General features: G+C 57.1%; 16 protein-coding genes and 2 pseudogenes. 6 read left to right on the forward strand and 12 right to left on the reverse strand.

The window, feature by feature from the left end; translation table 11 throughout:
* Positions 1 to 20 precede the first annotated feature (20 nt).
* Both MOP87_RS08885 and MOP87_RS08890 read left to right on the forward strand, forming a co-directional pair.
* On the forward strand, positions 21 to 1,343 hold the full coding sequence (locus MOP87_RS08885) for an APC family permease (protein WP_033695113.1): 1,323 nt from the start codon (positions 21 to 23) through the stop codon (positions 1,341 to 1,343).
* A gap of 100 nt (positions 1,344 to 1,443) precedes the next feature.
* Positions 1,444 to 1,629 carry a DUF1289 domain-containing protein gene (locus MOP87_RS08890; protein ID WP_023533540.1) on the forward strand — a complete coding sequence of 62 codons (186 nt, stop codon included), beginning with the start codon at positions 1,444 to 1,446 and terminating at the stop codon, positions 1,627 to 1,629.
* Positions 1,630 to 1,755: 126 nt separating this feature from the next.
* On the opposite strand, the gene MOP87_RS08895 is transcribed toward MOP87_RS08890, so the two are convergent.
* On the reverse strand, positions 1,756 to 2,541 hold the full coding sequence (locus MOP87_RS08895) for a LysR family transcriptional regulator (RefSeq protein ID WP_242810419.1): 786 nt from the start codon (positions 2,539 to 2,541) through the stop codon (positions 1,756 to 1,758).
* A gap of 315 nt (positions 2,542 to 2,856) precedes the next feature.
* Between MOP87_RS08895 and MOP87_RS08900 the strand changes: the two are divergent.
* Together MOP87_RS08900 and MOP87_RS08905 are read left to right on the forward strand one after the other, a co-directional pair.
* Positions 2,857 to 3,702, forward strand: a pseudogene (locus tag MOP87_RS08900) (SDR family oxidoreductase).
* A complete protein-coding gene (locus tag MOP87_RS08905) occupies positions 3,699 to 3,959 on the forward strand; it encodes an SMP-30/gluconolactonase/LRE family protein (RefSeq protein WP_027915516.1) in 261 nt (86 codons plus the stop codon). The pseudogene MOP87_RS08900 and the gene MOP87_RS08905 overlap by 4 nt, the downstream one beginning before the upstream one ends.
* 232 nt (positions 3,960 to 4,191) lie before the next feature.
* Here MOP87_RS08905 and MOP87_RS08910 read toward each other — a convergent pair whose 3' ends face one another.
* Positions 4,192 to 5,355, reverse strand: a complete 1,164-nt coding sequence (locus tag MOP87_RS08910) for a DUF3472 domain-containing protein (RefSeq protein WP_242810420.1) — start codon at positions 5,353 to 5,355, stop codon at positions 4,192 to 4,194.
* Positions 5,356 to 5,890: 535 nt separating this feature from the next.
* Between MOP87_RS08910 and MOP87_RS08915 the strand changes: the two are divergent.
* A pseudogene (locus tag MOP87_RS08915) lies at positions 5,891 to 6,319 on the forward strand (IS5 family transposase); the annotation flags it as partial.
* A 198-nt stretch (positions 6,320 to 6,517) separates the two neighbouring features.
* Here the strand turns inward: MOP87_RS08915 and MOP87_RS08920 are convergent.
* The 10 genes from MOP87_RS08920 to MOP87_RS08965 all read right to left on the reverse strand — a co-directional run bounded on the left by MOP87_RS08920 (position 6,518) and on the right by MOP87_RS08965 (position 14,587).
* Positions 6,518 to 6,979, reverse strand: a complete 462-nt coding sequence (locus tag MOP87_RS08920) for a type II toxin-antitoxin system YhaV family toxin (RefSeq protein ID WP_027915518.1) — start codon at positions 6,977 to 6,979, stop codon at positions 6,518 to 6,520.
* Positions 6,979 to 7,296, reverse strand: a complete 318-nt coding sequence (locus tag MOP87_RS08925; protein WP_088523700.1) for a type II toxin-antitoxin system PrlF family antitoxin — start codon at positions 7,294 to 7,296, stop codon at positions 6,979 to 6,981. The genes MOP87_RS08920 and MOP87_RS08925 overlap by 1 nt, the downstream gene beginning before the upstream one ends.
* A 707-nt stretch (positions 7,297 to 8,003) precedes the next feature.
* Complete coding sequence (locus MOP87_RS08930) at positions 8,004 to 8,759, reverse strand: hypothetical protein (protein ID WP_218570351.1); 756 nt, start codon at positions 8,757 to 8,759, stop codon at positions 8,004 to 8,006.
* 140 nt (positions 8,760 to 8,899) lie between these two features.
* Positions 8,900 to 9,163: a hypothetical protein gene (locus MOP87_RS08935; protein ID WP_241194973.1), complete on the reverse strand. Its 264-nt coding sequence runs from the start codon at positions 9,161 to 9,163 to the stop codon at positions 8,900 to 8,902.
* A 73-nt stretch (positions 9,164 to 9,236) separates the two neighbouring features.
* Entirely contained in the window at positions 9,237 to 9,650 is a 414-nt protein-coding gene (locus MOP87_RS08940) for a hypothetical protein (RefSeq protein ID WP_140174372.1), read from the reverse strand.
* Positions 9,651 to 9,701: 51 nt separating this feature from the next.
* Positions 9,702 to 10,310, reverse strand: coding sequence for a His-Xaa-Ser repeat protein HxsA (gene hxsA / locus MOP87_RS08945; protein ID WP_027915521.1), 609 nt, complete (start codon positions 10,308 to 10,310; stop codon positions 9,702 to 9,704).
* A complete protein-coding gene (gene hxsC, locus MOP87_RS08950) occupies positions 10,307 to 11,542 on the reverse strand; it encodes a His-Xaa-Ser system radical SAM maturase HxsC (RefSeq protein WP_242810537.1) in 1,236 nt (411 codons plus the stop codon). Before hxsC ends, hxsA begins: the two co-directional genes overlap by 4 nt.
* Positions 11,542 to 13,029 carry a His-Xaa-Ser system radical SAM maturase HxsB gene (gene hxsB / locus MOP87_RS08955; RefSeq protein WP_145281139.1) on the reverse strand — a complete coding sequence of 496 codons (1,488 nt, stop codon included), beginning with the start codon at positions 13,027 to 13,029 and terminating at the stop codon, positions 11,542 to 11,544. The genes hxsC and hxsB overlap by 1 nt, the downstream gene beginning before the upstream one ends.
* A complete protein-coding gene (gene hxsD, locus MOP87_RS08960) occupies positions 13,026 to 13,325 on the reverse strand; it encodes a His-Xaa-Ser system protein HxsD (RefSeq protein WP_039612946.1) in 300 nt (99 codons plus the stop codon). Before hxsD ends, hxsB begins: the two co-directional genes overlap by 4 nt.
* Before the next feature lie 347 nt (positions 13,326 to 13,672).
* A complete protein-coding gene (locus MOP87_RS08965; RefSeq protein ID WP_023533541.1) occupies positions 13,673 to 14,587 on the reverse strand; it encodes a LysR family transcriptional regulator in 915 nt (304 codons plus the stop codon).
* Between the two features lie 204 nt (positions 14,588 to 14,791).
* Here MOP87_RS08965 and MOP87_RS08970 point away from each other — a divergent pair, with 204 nt between their 5' ends.
* The gene (locus tag MOP87_RS08970) at positions 14,792 to 15,814 is read left to right on the forward strand and encodes a zinc-dependent alcohol dehydrogenase family protein (RefSeq protein WP_027915525.1); all 1,023 of its coding nucleotides are present in this window, start codon (positions 14,792 to 14,794) and stop codon (positions 15,812 to 15,814) included.
* Positions 15,815 to 15,903 lie beyond the last annotated feature (89 nt).

Here is a 15,903-nt window from a genome sequence, read left to right on the forward strand (position 1 = left end):
CAGACGATTGGAGCGCCATGATGGCCAGCGACGCAACCGCCTCACTCAAACGCGTGATCACCCTGCCGTTGTTGGTGTTCTTCATCCTCGGGGACGTATTGGGCGCCGGGGTATACGCACTGGCAGGCGCCATCGCCGACCGGGCCGGTGGCGCCATCTGGGCGCCTCTGGCCCTGGCACTGTTCTTCGCCCTGTTGACTGCGGCGTCCTACGCCGAGCTTGTCAGCAAATACCCCCGGGCTGGCGGTGCGGCGGTGTTCGCACGGCGGGCGTTCGGCTCGCCGTTGCTGGCTTTTTTGGTGGGGTTCGCCATGTTGGCGGCAGGCATCACCAGTGCCGCAGGGTTGGCGCTGGCGTTTGCTGGGGAATATCTGCGCGTGTTTATCGACTGGCCTTCGGCGGTGCTGGCGCCCCTGTTTCTAGTATTGATGGCAATGCTCAACGCCCGGGGTATCAAGGAGTCGCTCAGTGCCAACCTGGTCATGACCCTGATCGAACTCAGCGGCTTGGTGCTGGTGATCGTCGCTGTGGCGGTGTTGAGCGGCCAAGGGCAGGCCGAGCCTACCCGTTTGCTGGATTTCGGCGAACAGGGCCCGGCTAGTGCGGTACTGGGCGGCGCTTTGCTGGCATTTTATTCGTACGTGGGGTTCGAGACGTCCGCCAACCTGGCCGAGGAAATCAAGGACGTACGCCGGACGTACCCACGCGCGCTGTTCGGGGCCTTGCTGGTGGCCGGCCTGGTTTACCTGGCAGTCGGCGCCGGCGCCGCGTTGGTCATGCCAGTGCAGGCACTGATCGACGCCAAGACGCCCTTGATGGACATCGTGCACAACGCTGACCTGGGGCTGCCCCACGGTGTATTCGCCATCATCGCTTTGGTGGCGGTGGCCAACGGCGCCATGTTGACCATGATCATGGCCAGCCGCCTTGCCTGGGGCATGGCCCGCGATGGCATGCTGCCGCGCGTTCTGGGCCAAGTGCTACCCAACCGCGGCACACCCGGTTATGCGATAGCCGCGACCACGCTGCTGGCCATCCTGCTGACCTTTACTGGCTCGCTGGAAGTGCTGGCCGAAACCGTCGTGCTGTTGCTGTTGTTCGTATTTTTGAGCACGAACGTAGCGGTGTTGGTGCTCAAGAAGGAAAAGGTCGATGCCGAGCATTTCTCGGTTCATCCGGTGGTCCCTGTGTTGGGTATCCTGTCGTGCCTGCTGGTGCTGAGTCAGCAACCTTTCGAGAACTGGCTGAGGGCAGGGGCATTGCTGGGCTTGGGGGCGGTGTTGCACTGGCTGGCGGGCAAGGGCATTGGTCGGACCATTAGCGAGGGTGATGCGGGACAGTGACGGGGGCAAGCGATCATGTGCGAGCTTTGAATGTCCCATACTTCGCTAGCCAACCGCGCCCCTGCGCAGACTTGCGCTGCTACTCATCAGGAACCGTTCAATGGCCAAAGAGATTGAAAACCCTTGCGTGTCGAGCTGCAAGCTCAAGCATGAAGTGTGCACCGGCTGCGGGCGCAGCAAGGAGGAGATACGCGGCTGGCGAAACATGAAGCGTTCCGAGAAGAAGGCGACGGTCGAGAAAGCGGCTGCGCGCTTGAAGAAGATCAAAAAGAAGGGCAAGGGGTGAGTGGTGTGCAGGGTTTGTTGACAGCCCGGAACGGTTGGTAGGCGCAATTTATCGGCGTGCGGCCTGTGCATGGGCATCAATCACCTTGGTCCTTGCCGCATGGCTCCAGGATGTCCAGCTGGCGTTCTAACTGACACGAGCGGCCAGCATCCCCTCGACCTGGGCAGCGACATCGAGGTCGAACATGGAAATGAAGCTGTCCATCAACGGTGATTCGTTGTGGGTGCTCCAGCTCATGTACAGGCCGATGGCCGGGTTGGGGGAGGCGGTCACGGGGTGGATACGGCGGAACACGACCCTGTCGCGCATGATCGAGTTGGCAATCGACTCAGGCACCAAAGCAACGCCGAAACCGCAGGCCACCAAGCCTATCAAGGTATGGATCTGCGCGGCCTCCTGCACCACCTTGGGGTAAAAACCGGCGGCTTCACACAAGGCGGTCAGCTGACTGTGATAGCCGGTGCCCAGCGCTTTGGGGGTGAAGACGAAGTCTTCCCCGGCGAAGTCCCTCAAGTCGATCTGACCTTCCTTTGCCTTCGGGTGATGGGCGGGCAGGGCCATCACGATCTCTTCGTCCAGTAACAGGCGCGACTCGACGTTTTCCGTCGAGATCGGCAATGCCGTTACTGTGAGTTTGCCAGCAATGCCCTCGGACACCTGGCGTGCGTGTTCGATGCCCAGCTCAAGCGCCTTCAACGTGCTGTAGGCCGCACTCAGGAATGCACTGCCGGCGGGGGTCAGTTTGACCCCGCGCTTATTGCGCGTGAACAGACTGAACCCCAGTTTGTCTTCCAGCCGATGGATGGCTTGGCTCAACGGGGGCTGGGCCATGTGCAGGCGAATAGCGGCCTTGTGAAAGTGCAGCTCTTCAGCCACGGCGATGAATTGGCGCAGCAGGCGGGTTTCGATCATTTCTTCTGTTCCTTCATCTGAATTGATCTGAGGACGGGGGTGCGGCAAGGTTACCGGTTAACAGGCCCCCGACTAAATACTAAACAAACAGTAGAGCTAAGTTAATCATTGGATCCAATACCCGCAAGCGGTCTCGACCAGGTCCGAGTTCGGTGGCGTGGCTTACGAATGGGCCTCAGAAGAGTAATCATCAAGAAATTATTCGGATTTACCAGCAACTTGATAGGCACCAGGTATCAACCTGCGCTGCCGTTAGTATTAAACAACGTGAACATTCATTGTTAAGGTAGGGCGGTACTCAAGCGGAAACAGACCATGAACTTTACAGGAAAGACCGCCCTTGTAACGGGTGCTGGCCGAGGACTCGGTTTCAGTTATGCGCACGCTTTGGCGACACTGGGCGCCAATGTGGTAATTAGTGATATCGGCGCAGATAAGCTGGGCGCCGGGGGCGATGGCTCCATTGCCATGGAGGCTGCGAAAGCGCTCCGGGGCAAAGGTTTCAACGTGTTGGGGCATCATGGGGACTTGTCCGGTGAGCAGGGTTGCGAGCAACTGGTGGCAATGGCCATCGAGGCATTTGGTCAACTCGATATCGTGATTCATAACGCCGGTTGGGTCGGTTATCAAGCGATTGAAGACGCTGATGCGACATTCATTGGCCGCGCCGTGGATATCAATATCTATACCCCCGTGTGGTGATGCAAACATGCATGGAAACACCTCAAACAGTCTGCTGCCGCACGGGTCGTGCTGACCTCATCCGACCGCGCGATGTACCAGCAATATGCCCAACCGGGGCTGGTGGCGTATGCCGCCGGCAAGATGGCACAACTGGGCATCATGAATGCGCTAAGCATGGAAGGCACCGAAGCCGGCATTCTCGTCAATGCTGTATCTCCAGTGGCCAAGACCCGTATGTGGGGCGTGACGGGTGAACCGGAGAATCTCAAGCCTGAATGGGTGACGCCCGGCGTGGTGTTCCTGGCGTCGCCGCAGTGCCAGGACACAGGTTATGTCCTGCGTGCCAGCAATGGCCAATTTACGGCCACGCGGTTTGTGGAAAATCCAAATGTCGATTACCCGGTCGATCTGGCCCGCGTGAAGGCCACTAGCGCCGAACAAGTTGCCCAGCGGTGGGACCACATTAAGGAGCGATGAATAGGCCTCCTCAGGAAAACCTCAAACGCTTCTTACCGTGCCAGGCCGATCTGGAGGAAAGCCCGGTCTGGGATGAAGCTCATCAGTGCCTGCGCTTCGTCGACATCAGTGGCGGCCAGATCAATGCGCTGGACCTGCATGGGCAACTGACGCGACTGTATGAATCGCCTGCGCGCATTGGCGCCTTGGCTTTGACTGAAAAGGGCAACCTGATTGTCTCCCAGCATGCTGGCGTTGCCATCCTAGGCTTTGTGTGAAAAGTCTTGAGACAAAGGTCAGGCAAAGCGAAAACAGCCGAAGGACGGCCGAAGTCGCGCTCGACTTTACGGGTTGCAAATGAGCCTTCCGACCGTGCGGCCGCTTCAGACTGTTTTCAACGTAGCCTCACCGAGTATCAAGGCGCTTGATACAAAGCCTAGTGTCCACAATCAGAGCCACCGCCGGTGTCGGGTTGAGCAGATGGGCCGCCTATGTGCGTCGCCATTCAGGTTAGGCGTAATCAAATACTACCTGAACGTACCCATTATTGGATTTCTGCTCAAAGATGTCGAAGTACTCGATACGTGCGAAGTACCTGTACGTTCCTTTGTAATCGTTCTCCCTGAGCAGCAGGTCATTGGTGATAGCCTTGCGGCCACTGGGTCCGTTGATTTCATGGAGATAGACGTCCTGTCCGTATACTTCATCACGTGAAATGGAGAGCAAGGTCCTGATGGGAGGAGGCGAACTGTCTTTGATGGTCCACGCCCATTCAATTGTTTGCGCACGCACATGGTAGGTCACGGTGAATGACTCAATGATCGGCGGCGTGATGGTGGTGGGCCGGTTTTGCTGCGCTGGCCTCAATGTGATTTCTTGATCTCGTTCGGGCGTTTGCCCAACTTGGACTTTGACGTCTTGTCCGGAGTGACCATTGACCAAGGAGGCTCGCCATGGTGCTTTGCCGGCCCCGACGGTGTATTTGTGGGGTGACTGCCACTCGCCACCCTCGACCATGATGAAGTAGTTGCCAAAATGCCCGTAGTAGTGCTGTGCATTGCCTCCATAGCGCTCTACGAAGCCAGCGGGATTACCCTCAAGCATCAGCGCGCGCCCTGCAATCCGTGCAGACATCCAATGCGTCCATGTCTTGGCCGTGAACGAATACATGAACATCGACGTGTAGGTGTACTTGTCATCACCTTTGCGTGTCCAGCGGCGTATGACCATGGCATAGCGCTCACCGGGTTTCCATGCATTCTGATTACTGGTGTGCAAACCAGTTCCTTCATTGCCGAAGTGATCCCAGTATATACCAGGTCTACCGCTGATAAGTGTTGCCTCGGGCAAGGTGTCCTCGGGCAAATCATCAGAATCCCAGATGGAGCAGATGTTGTTTCCGTAAACATCGTTACCCGGCACTAGGCCCATCTGTATTCCAGCATAACTGGGGTTCTTTCCATAGTTTGGATTCATCAGGCTCCAGTAGATGTAGCGCTGGGCCCCGGCCTGCGGCACATGTATCTCGGCATAGAACAGTTCAACCCCTTTGCGCGGGTTGAAGTGGGCGGTGATGTAAGGTCCCCACGCTGGTACGTCGTTGGCAGGCTCAGGCAGGTCAGCGTGTTCATCTCGCAATATTGCGGTCATGGACTGTGCTTGACGGGTATCCATTGAGTATTCCTCGTTATGTAAACGTCGCGATAGTGCGATGAAAGTCATGCTATTCGGATCCCTTGTGCCCACAACTGGCAGTTTTGACAGGTCTTCATCTTGCAACACGGTACAACCGCGACCTCCTGAGCTAGGTCGACCGGAGTCAGCAGGGCAGTAAGAAGAAGCCGCTGTTATGAGGGGCGCGACGTCTGTGCTGCATAACCTAATGCATCAGGGAAGTCTCCGGTCTATTGGTGGTACTCAATGCCGGTTGGTGCCCAGACCTTAGGCCCTGGGTGAAAAGCCTTGATACTCGGTGATGCTGCGTCGAAAACAGCCTAGTGCGCCAGCCCGGTCGGATTGCTCATTTACAACCCGTTAAGTCGAGCCCGATTCCAATCGTTCCTCGGCTGTTTCGCCTTGCCTGAGCTTCGTCTCAAGACTGTTCACACGGAGCCTAGGCTCTCTGCGAAATCACGAGAAACCTAATCGTTGCCCCTTCAGCGCTGAGATTTTGTAGAGTCACACGCCATCAACGGAAGGGAACCCTGTGATGGCAAGGCGCTACGAACTCGCGGACGAGGCCTGGGATGTGGTCTCCGATCTCTTCATCGAAACCCATGGCCGGGGCCGGCCGCGATTGAGCGACCCACTGATGCTCGATGGCGTCCTCTGGGTACTCTGCTCAGGGGCTGCATGGCGAGCTATGCCTGAGCGCTTCGGTCCATGGTCAATGGTGTATCAACGGTTTCGGGACTGGCGAAACCAAGGGACTTTCGAGCAGATGCTCAAACGTCTGCACCTGGGATTGAATGAGCTGGGCTTGATCGATCTGCAAGCCTGGAGGATCGACTCAACCGCAGTACGCGCAACCCGAGCCTCATCTGGCGCCGGGAAAAAGGGGGCTGACGAACCTGCCGATCACGCTCTAGGCCGCAGTCGTGGCGGCCTGACAACCAGAATCCACATGCTCTGCGACGCACCAGCCTGCCAGAAGATGCCTCAAGACTCTCAGGATCCCCAAAAAACATTTGGGCAATCATGCTAATCACCAAGTTACGAGTGAGAAATTCAATTTGTACCCCCAGAAGTACCCCTTTTTGCAGTGGTTCCGAGTGGACGATAGTGGACGCACTGAGGCGCGGTGTTGAACGTGCTATCACTCGCCAAAGCGTGCCGCCTACGCTTTGGGCTCGTCCCAGTCGCTACGCGTCGCAGCAGTCAGCGCATCCCAGTCATCAGGAGGGTTGCCGCGGCTAAGCATCTTCTCGAATACAGCGTAGGGATCGGATTTGCTGCCTGCAGACCGGAGGGTATTTTCGTCGTTGACCCATGCATAGACGATGACCTTGGATCTTGAGTCGTAGCGAAAGAACAGCCGAAAGCGCCTACCGATCTTTGCCCGCCGCCAATGTCGGTAGGCGGTGCCCAGCGTGTTGCCTTGGCGGAACTCATCACGGCCCGGGTCGGCAGGCACAGCCTCCATGATCAGATGGCTCAATGCCCGAAACAGCTTGACGTTGGCATTGCTCTCAAAACCTTGCGGGTCGTTTTGCTCGGCCCGGGCGGCGGCTTCTTGCAATTTGCGTAGCTGTAAAGTCACACCTTCATGGAACAACAGTGTCCAGCCATGTCGCACCATCAGATCGCGACCTCACCATCGATATCTTCGTCCAGGTTTACAGGGTGTTTTGCATTGGCGAGCATGGTTTGCGCCAAGTCTTCCGACAGGGTAGTGAGGTTGCGTCCGTTTCGGATATCAGCCTCCAGCAATCCCAGGAACGCACCGATTGCAGGGTCTTCGTGGGTGGTTTCTACGCGGCTGACCACGATTTCACCGCCGCGTACGTCGAATGCAATCTTGCCACCTGTGTCAATGCCCAGTAACTGGCGAACGGATTTGGGCAGTGTGACCTGCCCCTTCGAGGTCAACGTGGCGATTTCGTGGATGGCAGGCATGAGTGTTCTCCCAGATATACTAAGCGAATGGTAAGGAATAATCCTTACGTGGTCAATCTTGGTTTCTGGCCAAGGAGCGAGATGCTGACACTGATCAGAAGAAGGGCTACGTCTGCCTTTCCACCTCGGCGGCGACATGCCAGGATGGCGTATTGACTTCGGTGCGTAGGCTTGGCCTACTCGCGGCGTCAATTCTGTAGTGTGAGCGTGGTCGCTTTTCGGCGCTTGGCACCTCGAGGTTTGCTGCCAAATTCTAGAAAAGGAGTTCTCTGCAAATTCTCGAACGACTCGCATGGCTTACTAACAAACCGGTCACTCGAGATCGGCAACACTGTTCTTTCTCAAAAGAGGATCTTATTGGACATGATAGATGTAAACGCATTGGCGCCCTATGTGAGTAATCCACTCGCTCTGGTCGCCTTTGTATTGCTGGTGATTTTGTTAGCCATGCTCAAAGTACCCGCCAGTAGTACGTTTCTCAAGGTGCTCGCCTGTATTTTGATCGTGGCCAACCAGGTTTAACGCAGTATCGAGTCAGACTCAGTCTCTGAAGCAGCGCTGCTGAGCAGCCAAATCAGGGCAGGGGATTGCTTGACGTGTTCTGCCATGGTTGTCATTGCAACCTTGAGAGGGGGAATAGTCGACACCACGACATCGTAATTCTCAGTAGGCTGTAAACGAACGCCAATGATGACACTTTTGTCTTCTTATTCGCGGGCGTAAGCAATAAAGCCATTCTCCAACGGATGCACATATTCTCCATTCCGCACGTCGGGATAGTTTGGGGCTTTGTGGAAATCACTTCGTAGTGCAATGACTTTGGTCACGGCCTTGAAGGCCGGGCTGAAGTTGTCGGTAAGATAGTCGTAGCTCATGGCAAATAGCACGCTAATGATAAGAGCCCCTGCACCATGGAACATGATCATACTGCGCGATTGCTTGAGCTTAGCCTGAAAGCTGAGGAGCGCGGCCAAGCGGGTCATGTGTTGCCAGGCTGCTTCGAATGGCAGGCTGATCATCGCGATGACCATGATCAGTATTGCTGTCAGACCAAGGAGTATTGCCACCACAAGCAGCCACGATGGAATGTAAAATAGCAACGCGAGAAAGCCGACTGTCAGATCAAAACTTTGAGGAGGCAGCCCTAACGCCTCGGCAACCGCGAAACGCGCGCATGCTGTGGATATCAGCAGTGCAAGCAGATGCATAATGATGATGGGCGTTTTGGCGAATGGCTTCTCCCATGCTGTATGGAGCCAGCGGGCGAAAGGGATGCACCAGGCAATGAATCCGCAAATTATCAATGCAGCCGCGACCGTCGTCCCGATGGTAAGCGCGGATATGCCCGTATTTTGAGAAGCTGCGATCGTGATGAGGTACGTAACTACCGAGGCGAGATAGAACCGTTGGGATACGGAATATTGTTGGAATTTGGCGAGCAGTTTTGCTTTCAGAGCTATCATTTTTCATCCTTGAACTTCTTTTCAGTGCTTCCAAATCCATGCGGATAGCAATGCTTGGCCGCCTTGATGTACGTTTTGTTCTGCCATTTGAGGTGGATGACCTCGTGGCGGCCCATCAAACTCCCACGAGTTCAGCTTATTTATGTGGGCACGAATGACGAATCAATCGGCTGGCAGACAATCCGCCACATCCCGCGTACGCCGTCTTCGACCCAAGTGCCTTCCAGTACATTCGAGCCTTCGAAGCGGTACAGCGTTGCTCTGCCGTCGAAACCTTCTGATTGCAGTTCGTAATGCCCCAGGCCTTTTGCCTGGCCTCGGTATTGCCAGGGCTGCCCCGCGTCGTCATAGGAGACGGTGATAAACTCGATGTCGATCGTCACCTTGCAGGGTTGATCAAACACGCGGCACTGCCGGGGCGAAAGGTGTCCATTTTGGCGTACATGTTGGCGTCCTTGTAAAGATATCAGGAGCTGTTCAGGGCAGCAGCCAAGTACTGTTTGGGGTGGTGGACCGGATGCCGACTGCCTGGCACTGCTCCAGAATCGGCAGAATGTAGGTGATGTTGGTACGCCCCGGCTTGCCTTCTGCTCTGTAACGAGCCGCCTGGCAAAGTGGGCCTGCTTTTTCGTAGGTATGGTTAGAGCTGATTTCCACAGCTTGTGCTTGGCCGAAATGATTGTTACCGGCTAGGTAGTCCAACGTTTGCTGGAAAGCTGCTCGAGTCAGCGCCAACTGCGAGTCTTCCGACCCGGTTTCAATCACAACGCGATTTGCATCAACGGTCGTGATTCGGAAACGGGCGCTACGCGACGGTGTTTGCAGTTCCTTGCCTTGCAGGCGGCTGATCAATGCCCAGAGAGTGTTGTCGATTTGAATGATGTGCTGCATGGGATAATTTCTTTCGTTACTGAACGGACGCTAGCTTTAACCTGAAGCGATTTATGGAATCTTGATACCCAACGCATTCAGCGATGGCGTATCCATCCGGCCATTCACGGTCAGCCCACTGTCCATCTGAAAGGCCATCAACGCACCTCGTGTCGCCTTGCCCATCACCCCATCAATGGTGCCTTGGTAATACTGGCGCACCATCAGCGCGGTCTGCACACGGGTGACCAGGTTGCTTTTTTGCTCATTGGTCGCGCGGCTCTTTGAAGTGCTCGAACTTGTCCCGCTGGTAGTGCCAGACGACTGATAAAGGCTGTTGCTGCTTGAGGTGCTGCTCGAAGCACTCGGCGCGCTGTAGCTTCGGGTACTGGTAGCAGGTGGGCTGTAGTAGCGAGGTGCGCTATAGCCACCCGAGCCGCTGTAGTGAGAACTGTGCGAACTGTGGGACCGGTGTGAACTGTGTGAGCGATGTGCTGCATAGATGTTGACGGCATCTGGCGCATTGAGCGTATCGGTAAATACTGGGGGCTGGAGCTTGTCATTGGGTTGCCAGTTCGCATCGGCCAGTGACAGATGTCCCGGCTGTGCCAGGGTAGTACCTGCCATTGGCAGCAGGCTGATCCCACTGATCAGGACTTTCCAGCGTTCGAGCAATTTCACTGTGCACTCCTTGCAAAGGCACTGAAGGCCTCGGTCGATAGTGGTTGTACGCCGCGGCTCTGCCAACGGTCGGTATGGGATTTGAAAAAGCCAGAGCAATGTTTGACGGCAGCGCAATGCTGGCAGGTTTCGATGAACAGGTTTTTCCAGTCCGAGATGCTCTGGCGGGCGAAGCGCGAGAGGTGGGACGGGATCAGGCACAGGGGCAAGTTGTAGATCGAAACCGGCACGCCACGGTTGGACAGGAAATACACGGCCTGGGTCAACGACCCTTGATAGTCCAGCGGGTCAATCCACAGTTCTTCATAGTTCTTCCTCGCCAGGCCGGTACTTTCGATGCCCATCAGCGCAACATGCCGCACGAAGGGCAGGTTTCTGAATACATAGTGGGCGAGCTCTGGCAAGCGTGGTGTGGTCAGGCGATTGAGCACTACGCGAATTTCGATGATCTGGTTGGCCCGCGACAGGTTATAAAGACCTTGCAGGGTTTCGCTGAACGCGCCTGGGGCCTGCACCACATGGTCATGGTCTTCGGCATTGTCGGCGTACAGGGGGATGCCCCAGCTCAACTGAGGGTGACCGATTGCAGAGAGCGCTGCGATCCAGCTTGGGTCTCGGAACAGGCGCCCGTTGCTGAGCACATGAATGGATTTCTGCGGCAAAACAGCTTTGCACTTGGCCAGGATTTCCAGCAGGCCATCGCGATAAAGTGTTGGTTCTCCGCCGCTGATACCTAGATTTTCCTCGCCCGGATCCATCAGGTCGATCAGCCGTAGGTTTTCTTCAATGTGCCAACGGTCATCGATATCCTTGGGCGGCTGCGAGCACATCAGACAGAGGCTGTTGCAACGATCGGTCATGAACAGCAGGTTGCTGTCCGAGCCTCGTCGATAGAGCACTCGCACCAACGTGTTGCCTGGAGTGATGGCAATGACATCGCCGGGCTGCACGACATCCGCATCCTTGGGAGTGTGCAGGTATGGCCGCGCGCTGTCGAAGTCGCCGATCAATGGCTCCGGGATCAGGAACCCACCTACTGGCAGCGAGAGCAGATGCGGGCTGCGTAGCCGTTCTTCGTTTGGCAGCCAAAGCAGCAGGTCATCGAACGCGGCAGTTCCGGCGCAAGCAGCCAGGCCGTGTTCGATGAACTCATCCAGCGTGATGACCTTGAGCAGTTTCGGCTCATTCAGGTGATGGATTTCGAAGTGGGTATCTTTGCGCAGCATCGCAATCAGCCCCTGTAACCCGGGATCCGGACATCGCTGTAAGAGCGCCTGTTCAACCAGGACAGCAGCACCCTCTGCACGTTGTCGTCGCCATCGCGAAGCAGGCCGAAAAGATGCTTCAGAAGACCCATGTTCTTCTTGCAGAAGCTGCTGAACGCTCGATGTCCGATCGGGTCAGCGTGGCGAGCATAGTGTTCGATGGGGTCAGCACCACAGTACGGGACAAGCGCGCAGTCGGAGCAGCCCGGCAGCGCCTCTGCTATTCCACTGGCGAGCAACGCATTCATAACTGGCGATGCGAGCAATGCTGACAAGGGTTGCTGCACGGTGCCGAGCCTCAAGCCGTCTTCACCCATTTCCAGCAGCATTCGGGCTTCGTCCGAGGGATAGACGTAACCGTCATAGTTATAAACCAGCGCCGCAGTGCCAGCGCCAGCAGGGGACCGCAGGTCTACGTAGCCGGAGGAGAAGGGTGTCAGGATATTTTTCAGCAGCAGGCTTGTATAACTCTCTGAGATATATACGCCCTGTTGGTTGATATGCAGCAAATAGGCCAGTGCCTTCTTGTAGAAGGCCAGGTATCGTTCAATAGGGTAATCAAGTCGATGGGCACTCTTGGTGGCAAACCCATAAGGGCTCAGAGGCCGAAGCGAAATGCTGGAGAAGCCCTGGCTTACATACTCATCGATGATCGCTTCAGGTTGTTCGAGGCTTCTTGAAGTCAGCGTGGTCAGCGCGGAAACTGCATCATGGCCAAGGCGCTCACGGACCCACTGGATACCTTTTACAGTGCGTTCGTAGGAGTCTCGTGACGGGGTAGGGCGGTTGGCATTGTGTAAGGGCGCCGGCCCATCGAGCGAAGTCGAAAACTGGATGCGATTTTGTTCTGCGAAGTCGAGTATTTCCTCCGTCAGGTGGTGCAGCGTGGTGGTGATGACGAACTGGATATCCCTTTGTTCGACCACGTTCCGTTCAACGACCCATTCGACAATCTGGCGGACGCGCTCGAAGGCCAGTAGCGGCTCGCCACCCTGAAACTCCACAGTCAAGGCGGGAGCGTTCGATTCGAACAGGCGATCGACCGCCGCCTGTGCATCTGCTTCCGATAGATCGTGGCCGGATCCTCCCAGAGGGGCCCTCGATACCTGGCAGTACTGGCAGGTGTGGTTGCAGCGCAATGTAACCACGAACAAGTGCAGTGCAGGGCCCTGGAAGAGGAAGTCCTTTCGGCTCCGATATTGCGCGGCCATTTCCGGGAACGGATCGTGGCGGCCTGGTTCGTAGATGAAGTGGCGGGCCAGCAGGTCCTTGTAAAAAGGCGTACTTGCTTGAAGGTCGAAGTAACTGAGGGCTCGTAATTGCGCGTCGTTCACGTGCATGTACTCACCGGTATCGGAGGTGAGCAGGATGTCACGGTCATTTCCCGTGTTCATGCGCATGAATCGAAAAGGCAGCAAGCGGTAGTGCTTGGCGTCTGTCGCAATCAGTGTCACTGTGAAATCCCACATCCAGCGAGCGCGGCTCGGGCCAGGACTTCGCGCAACCCTACTGTTTCGCGGTTGATATGGTCGCGTAGGGCGAAGTCGTTCAGATGCTGAAGGATCAGCGAGTGAGCTTGCTCCGGGGAAAGCGTTAGCCTTGCTTCAGCGGGGTGGGCCGTGAGGCTTATCTGATTGGCTTCAATACCGACCTGGATCGTGACAGTGTCGGCCAGGGAATAAGCGGCGCGTTGCACCACGCTGAGCGGGTAGGCTGCACTGTCGAGTTTGAGCGTGACTGGCCATGTCATCGGAACCGGTCCTTCAAATCCGTTGGGAGCGTGTGGATTTTGCCGGTTGACGAGGCATTATGCCATCATAATTTTTTACATTTGCACGCATTTGTCCAGCGTGGCGGGTGGTGAGCTCACTACGGCTCGGTCATTGAGACGGGGTAGGGTCGCGGGTTCATATCTCCCTCAGTCCACCCATTGCCATCTATAACCTGCTTGGCCTCAGGCTAGGGGCATCCTTTTCAAACCATCCATAGCATGCCGTCATATATGCCCACCAATGTAGCAATCCACTGGAAGTACATAGAGCTCCATGGTTTGTGGAAAGGCAGGAATGATCAGCCGAACAGCCTATCCGGCGGCGACTAGAGACTCTCAGGATCCCCAAAAAACATCTGAATCCTAGACCTTAACCACCGCTCCGCCGGGTCATTGTCCTGCGCCCCACGCCAGGCCATGTGCAATTCAAAGCTGCGCACGTCCAGTGGCAGCTCTTCAGCCCGCAACCCACCGGCCGCCGTCAGGGCATCGGCCGTGTAGTCAGGCACGGTGGCGACAATGTCGGTGCCGGCCAGCAGGCTGCCCAGGCCATTGAACTGCGGCACGGCGAGGACCACGTGGCGCTTGCGCCCAAGCGCCTGCAAGGCTTCGTCGATAAAACCCGACAGGTCCCCGGCGAAAGACACCAGGGCATGGGGCCGTGCGCAGAAATCATCGAGGCTGATGCTGCCCGGTACGCTGTCGGCACGCAGCAGCTTTGGCCGGCTGCGGCGCAGCACTTTGCGCTTGGCATTGGCCGGGAGTTCGCTGGTGTAGCTGACGCCAACCGAGATTTCGCCGGAGGCCAGCAGGGTGGGCATCAACAGGTAATTGACGCGTCGTATCACCAGCACGATGCCTGGCGCCTCGGCGCGTACGCGCTTGAGCAACTGCGGCAGCAGGCCGAATTCGGCATCGTCCGACAAGCCGATGCGAAACACGGCGTTGCTGGTGGCCGGGTCGAACTCGGCCGCTCGGCTGACGGCCGTGGAAATCGAATCCAGCGCGGGCGAAAGCAGGGCGAAGATTTCGTTGGCGCGGGCGGACGGCTCCATGCTGCGCCCAGTGCGCACGAAAAGCGGATCATCGAACAGGTTGCGCAGGCGCGAGAGGGCGGCGCTGATGGCGGGCTGGCCGAGGAACAGTTTCTCCGCTGCACGGGTCACGCTTCGCTCATGCATGAGTGTTTCGAACACGATCAGCAGGTTGAGGTCTACGCGACGCAGGTCGTTTCGATTCATCGGGGCGCTTCGCCAGAAAAGGAGCAGGGGTGAATATTAAGGCCAAAGGCTGGTAATCTGCACCCATCCAGGGGGCCAATAGCAGGGAAAATGCGGGGCCCAATCGATGACAGGCATGTCGACTATTAATGACCGCGGCTGGTCTGATGCGTAAAGCCCGGATAGAGTCAGTGGTAATTGATGTTTCACTAGGCGAGGTAGGCGATGTCCCGCATGATTCGGTTCCACAAGTTCGGCGCTGCGGATGTGCTCCGTTGCGAGGAGCAGGCCGAGCCGATGCCTGCCGCCGGTGAGGTACAGATCCGCGTCGAGGCGATCGGTGTCAGCTGGTACGACGTGCTCTGGCGCCAGAACCTGGCGTCCTCCCGTGCCCGGCTGCCAGCCGGTATAGGTCATGAAATGGCCGGCGTGGTGACGGCGGTGGGCGATGCGGTCGACGACATCGTGGTCGGAGACAGGGTCGCGAGCTTCCCAGCCACCAGTGCCAACGATCACCCCGTGTACGGTGACGTTATCGTCTTGCCCCGTTCAGCCATCACCCGCTATCCGGAGGTGCTGACACCGATTGAAGCGAGCGTGCATTACACGCCATTGCTGATCGCCTATTTCGCGTACGTCGATCTGGCCCGTGCAAAAAGTGGGCAGACGGCATTGGTTACCGATGCCAGTCATTGCGCGGGACCGGCGTTCGTGCAGTTGGGCAAGGCGCTTGGCCTGACGGTGTTTGCTGCGACCAAGGATGGCGAGCAACGTGATTATCTGCTCGGCCTGGGCGCTGACAAGGTGATCGTCACCGAGGAGCAAGACCTGGTGATGCAGGTAGGCAAGTACACCGAGGGTCGCGGTGTGGACATGGTGCTCGATGGCCTGGGTGGGCCGCAGATGTCGTTGCTCGGTGATGTGTTGGCCCCGCGTGGCAGCCTTGTGCTGTATGGCCTGCAAGGCGGCAACCAGACCCCATTTCCGGCCTGTGCTGCGTTTCAGAAGAACATTCAGTTCTATGTACACTGCATTGGCAATTTTACGGGCAAGCCTGAACTGGGCATCAGCCAGGACCAAGTGGCTTTGCACAGGGCGTTGCGCGATATCAACCAGTTCACGGCCGACAAGCTGCTCACCCCGCAGATCATCAAGGTGTACCCGTTCGAGCAAGTGGTCGACGCCCATCGCTACATGGATCAGTGCCCTTGCGGTGGGCGCGTGGTGCTGGACCTGATGCCTGCCTGACAGGCTGTGCGCGCAATGATGGCGCGCTTCATTAGGCGGGCGTCCACAGGTCGTCGCCGACCGCATCGGGCTTGACCCGCCGATATCTA

The organism is Pseudomonas sp. I3-I5, assembly GCF_022699445.1.
GTDB lineage: Bacteria > Pseudomonadota > Gammaproteobacteria > Pseudomonadales > Pseudomonadaceae > Aquipseudomonas > Aquipseudomonas fulva.

Coding starts and splice junctions, on each gene's coding strand:
- MOP87_RS08970 (WP_027915525.1), top strand. CDS start 14,792: ATGTCCCGCATGATTCGGTTCCACAAGTTCGGCGCTGCGGATGTGCTC.
- MOP87_RS08885 (WP_033695113.1), top strand. CDS start 21: ATGGCCAGCGACGCAACCGCCTCACTCAAACGCGTGATCACCCTGCCG.
- MOP87_RS08905 (WP_027915516.1), top strand. CDS start 3,699: ATGAATAGGCCTCCTCAGGAAAACCTCAAACGCTTCTTACCGTGCCAG.
- MOP87_RS08940 (WP_140174372.1), bottom strand. CDS start 9,650: ATGCAGCACATCATTCAAATCGACAACACTCTCTGGGCATTGATCAGC.
- hxsD (WP_039612946.1), bottom strand. CDS start 13,325: ATGACATGGCCAGTCACGCTCAAACTCGACAGTGCAGCCTACCCGCTC.
- MOP87_RS08920 (WP_027915518.1), bottom strand. CDS start 6,979: ATGGTGCGACATGGCTGGACACTGTTGTTCCATGAAGGTGTGACTTTA.
- MOP87_RS08925 (WP_088523700.1), bottom strand. CDS start 7,296: ATGCCTGCCATCCACGAAATCGCCACGTTGACCTCGAAGGGGCAGGTC.
- MOP87_RS08930 (WP_218570351.1), bottom strand. CDS start 8,759: ATGATAGCTCTGAAAGCAAAACTGCTCGCCAAATTCCAACAATATTCC.
- MOP87_RS08965 (WP_023533541.1), bottom strand. CDS start 14,587: ATGAATCGAAACGACCTGCGTCGCGTAGACCTCAACCTGCTGATCGTG.
- MOP87_RS08890 (WP_023533540.1), top strand. CDS start 1,444: ATGGCCAAAGAGATTGAAAACCCTTGCGTGTCGAGCTGCAAGCTCAAG.
- MOP87_RS08895 (WP_242810419.1), bottom strand. CDS start 2,541: ATGATCGAAACCCGCCTGCTGCGCCAATTCATCGCCGTGGCTGAAGAG.
- MOP87_RS08910 (WP_242810420.1), bottom strand. CDS start 5,355: ATGGATACCCGTCAAGCACAGTCCATGACCGCAATATTGCGAGATGAA.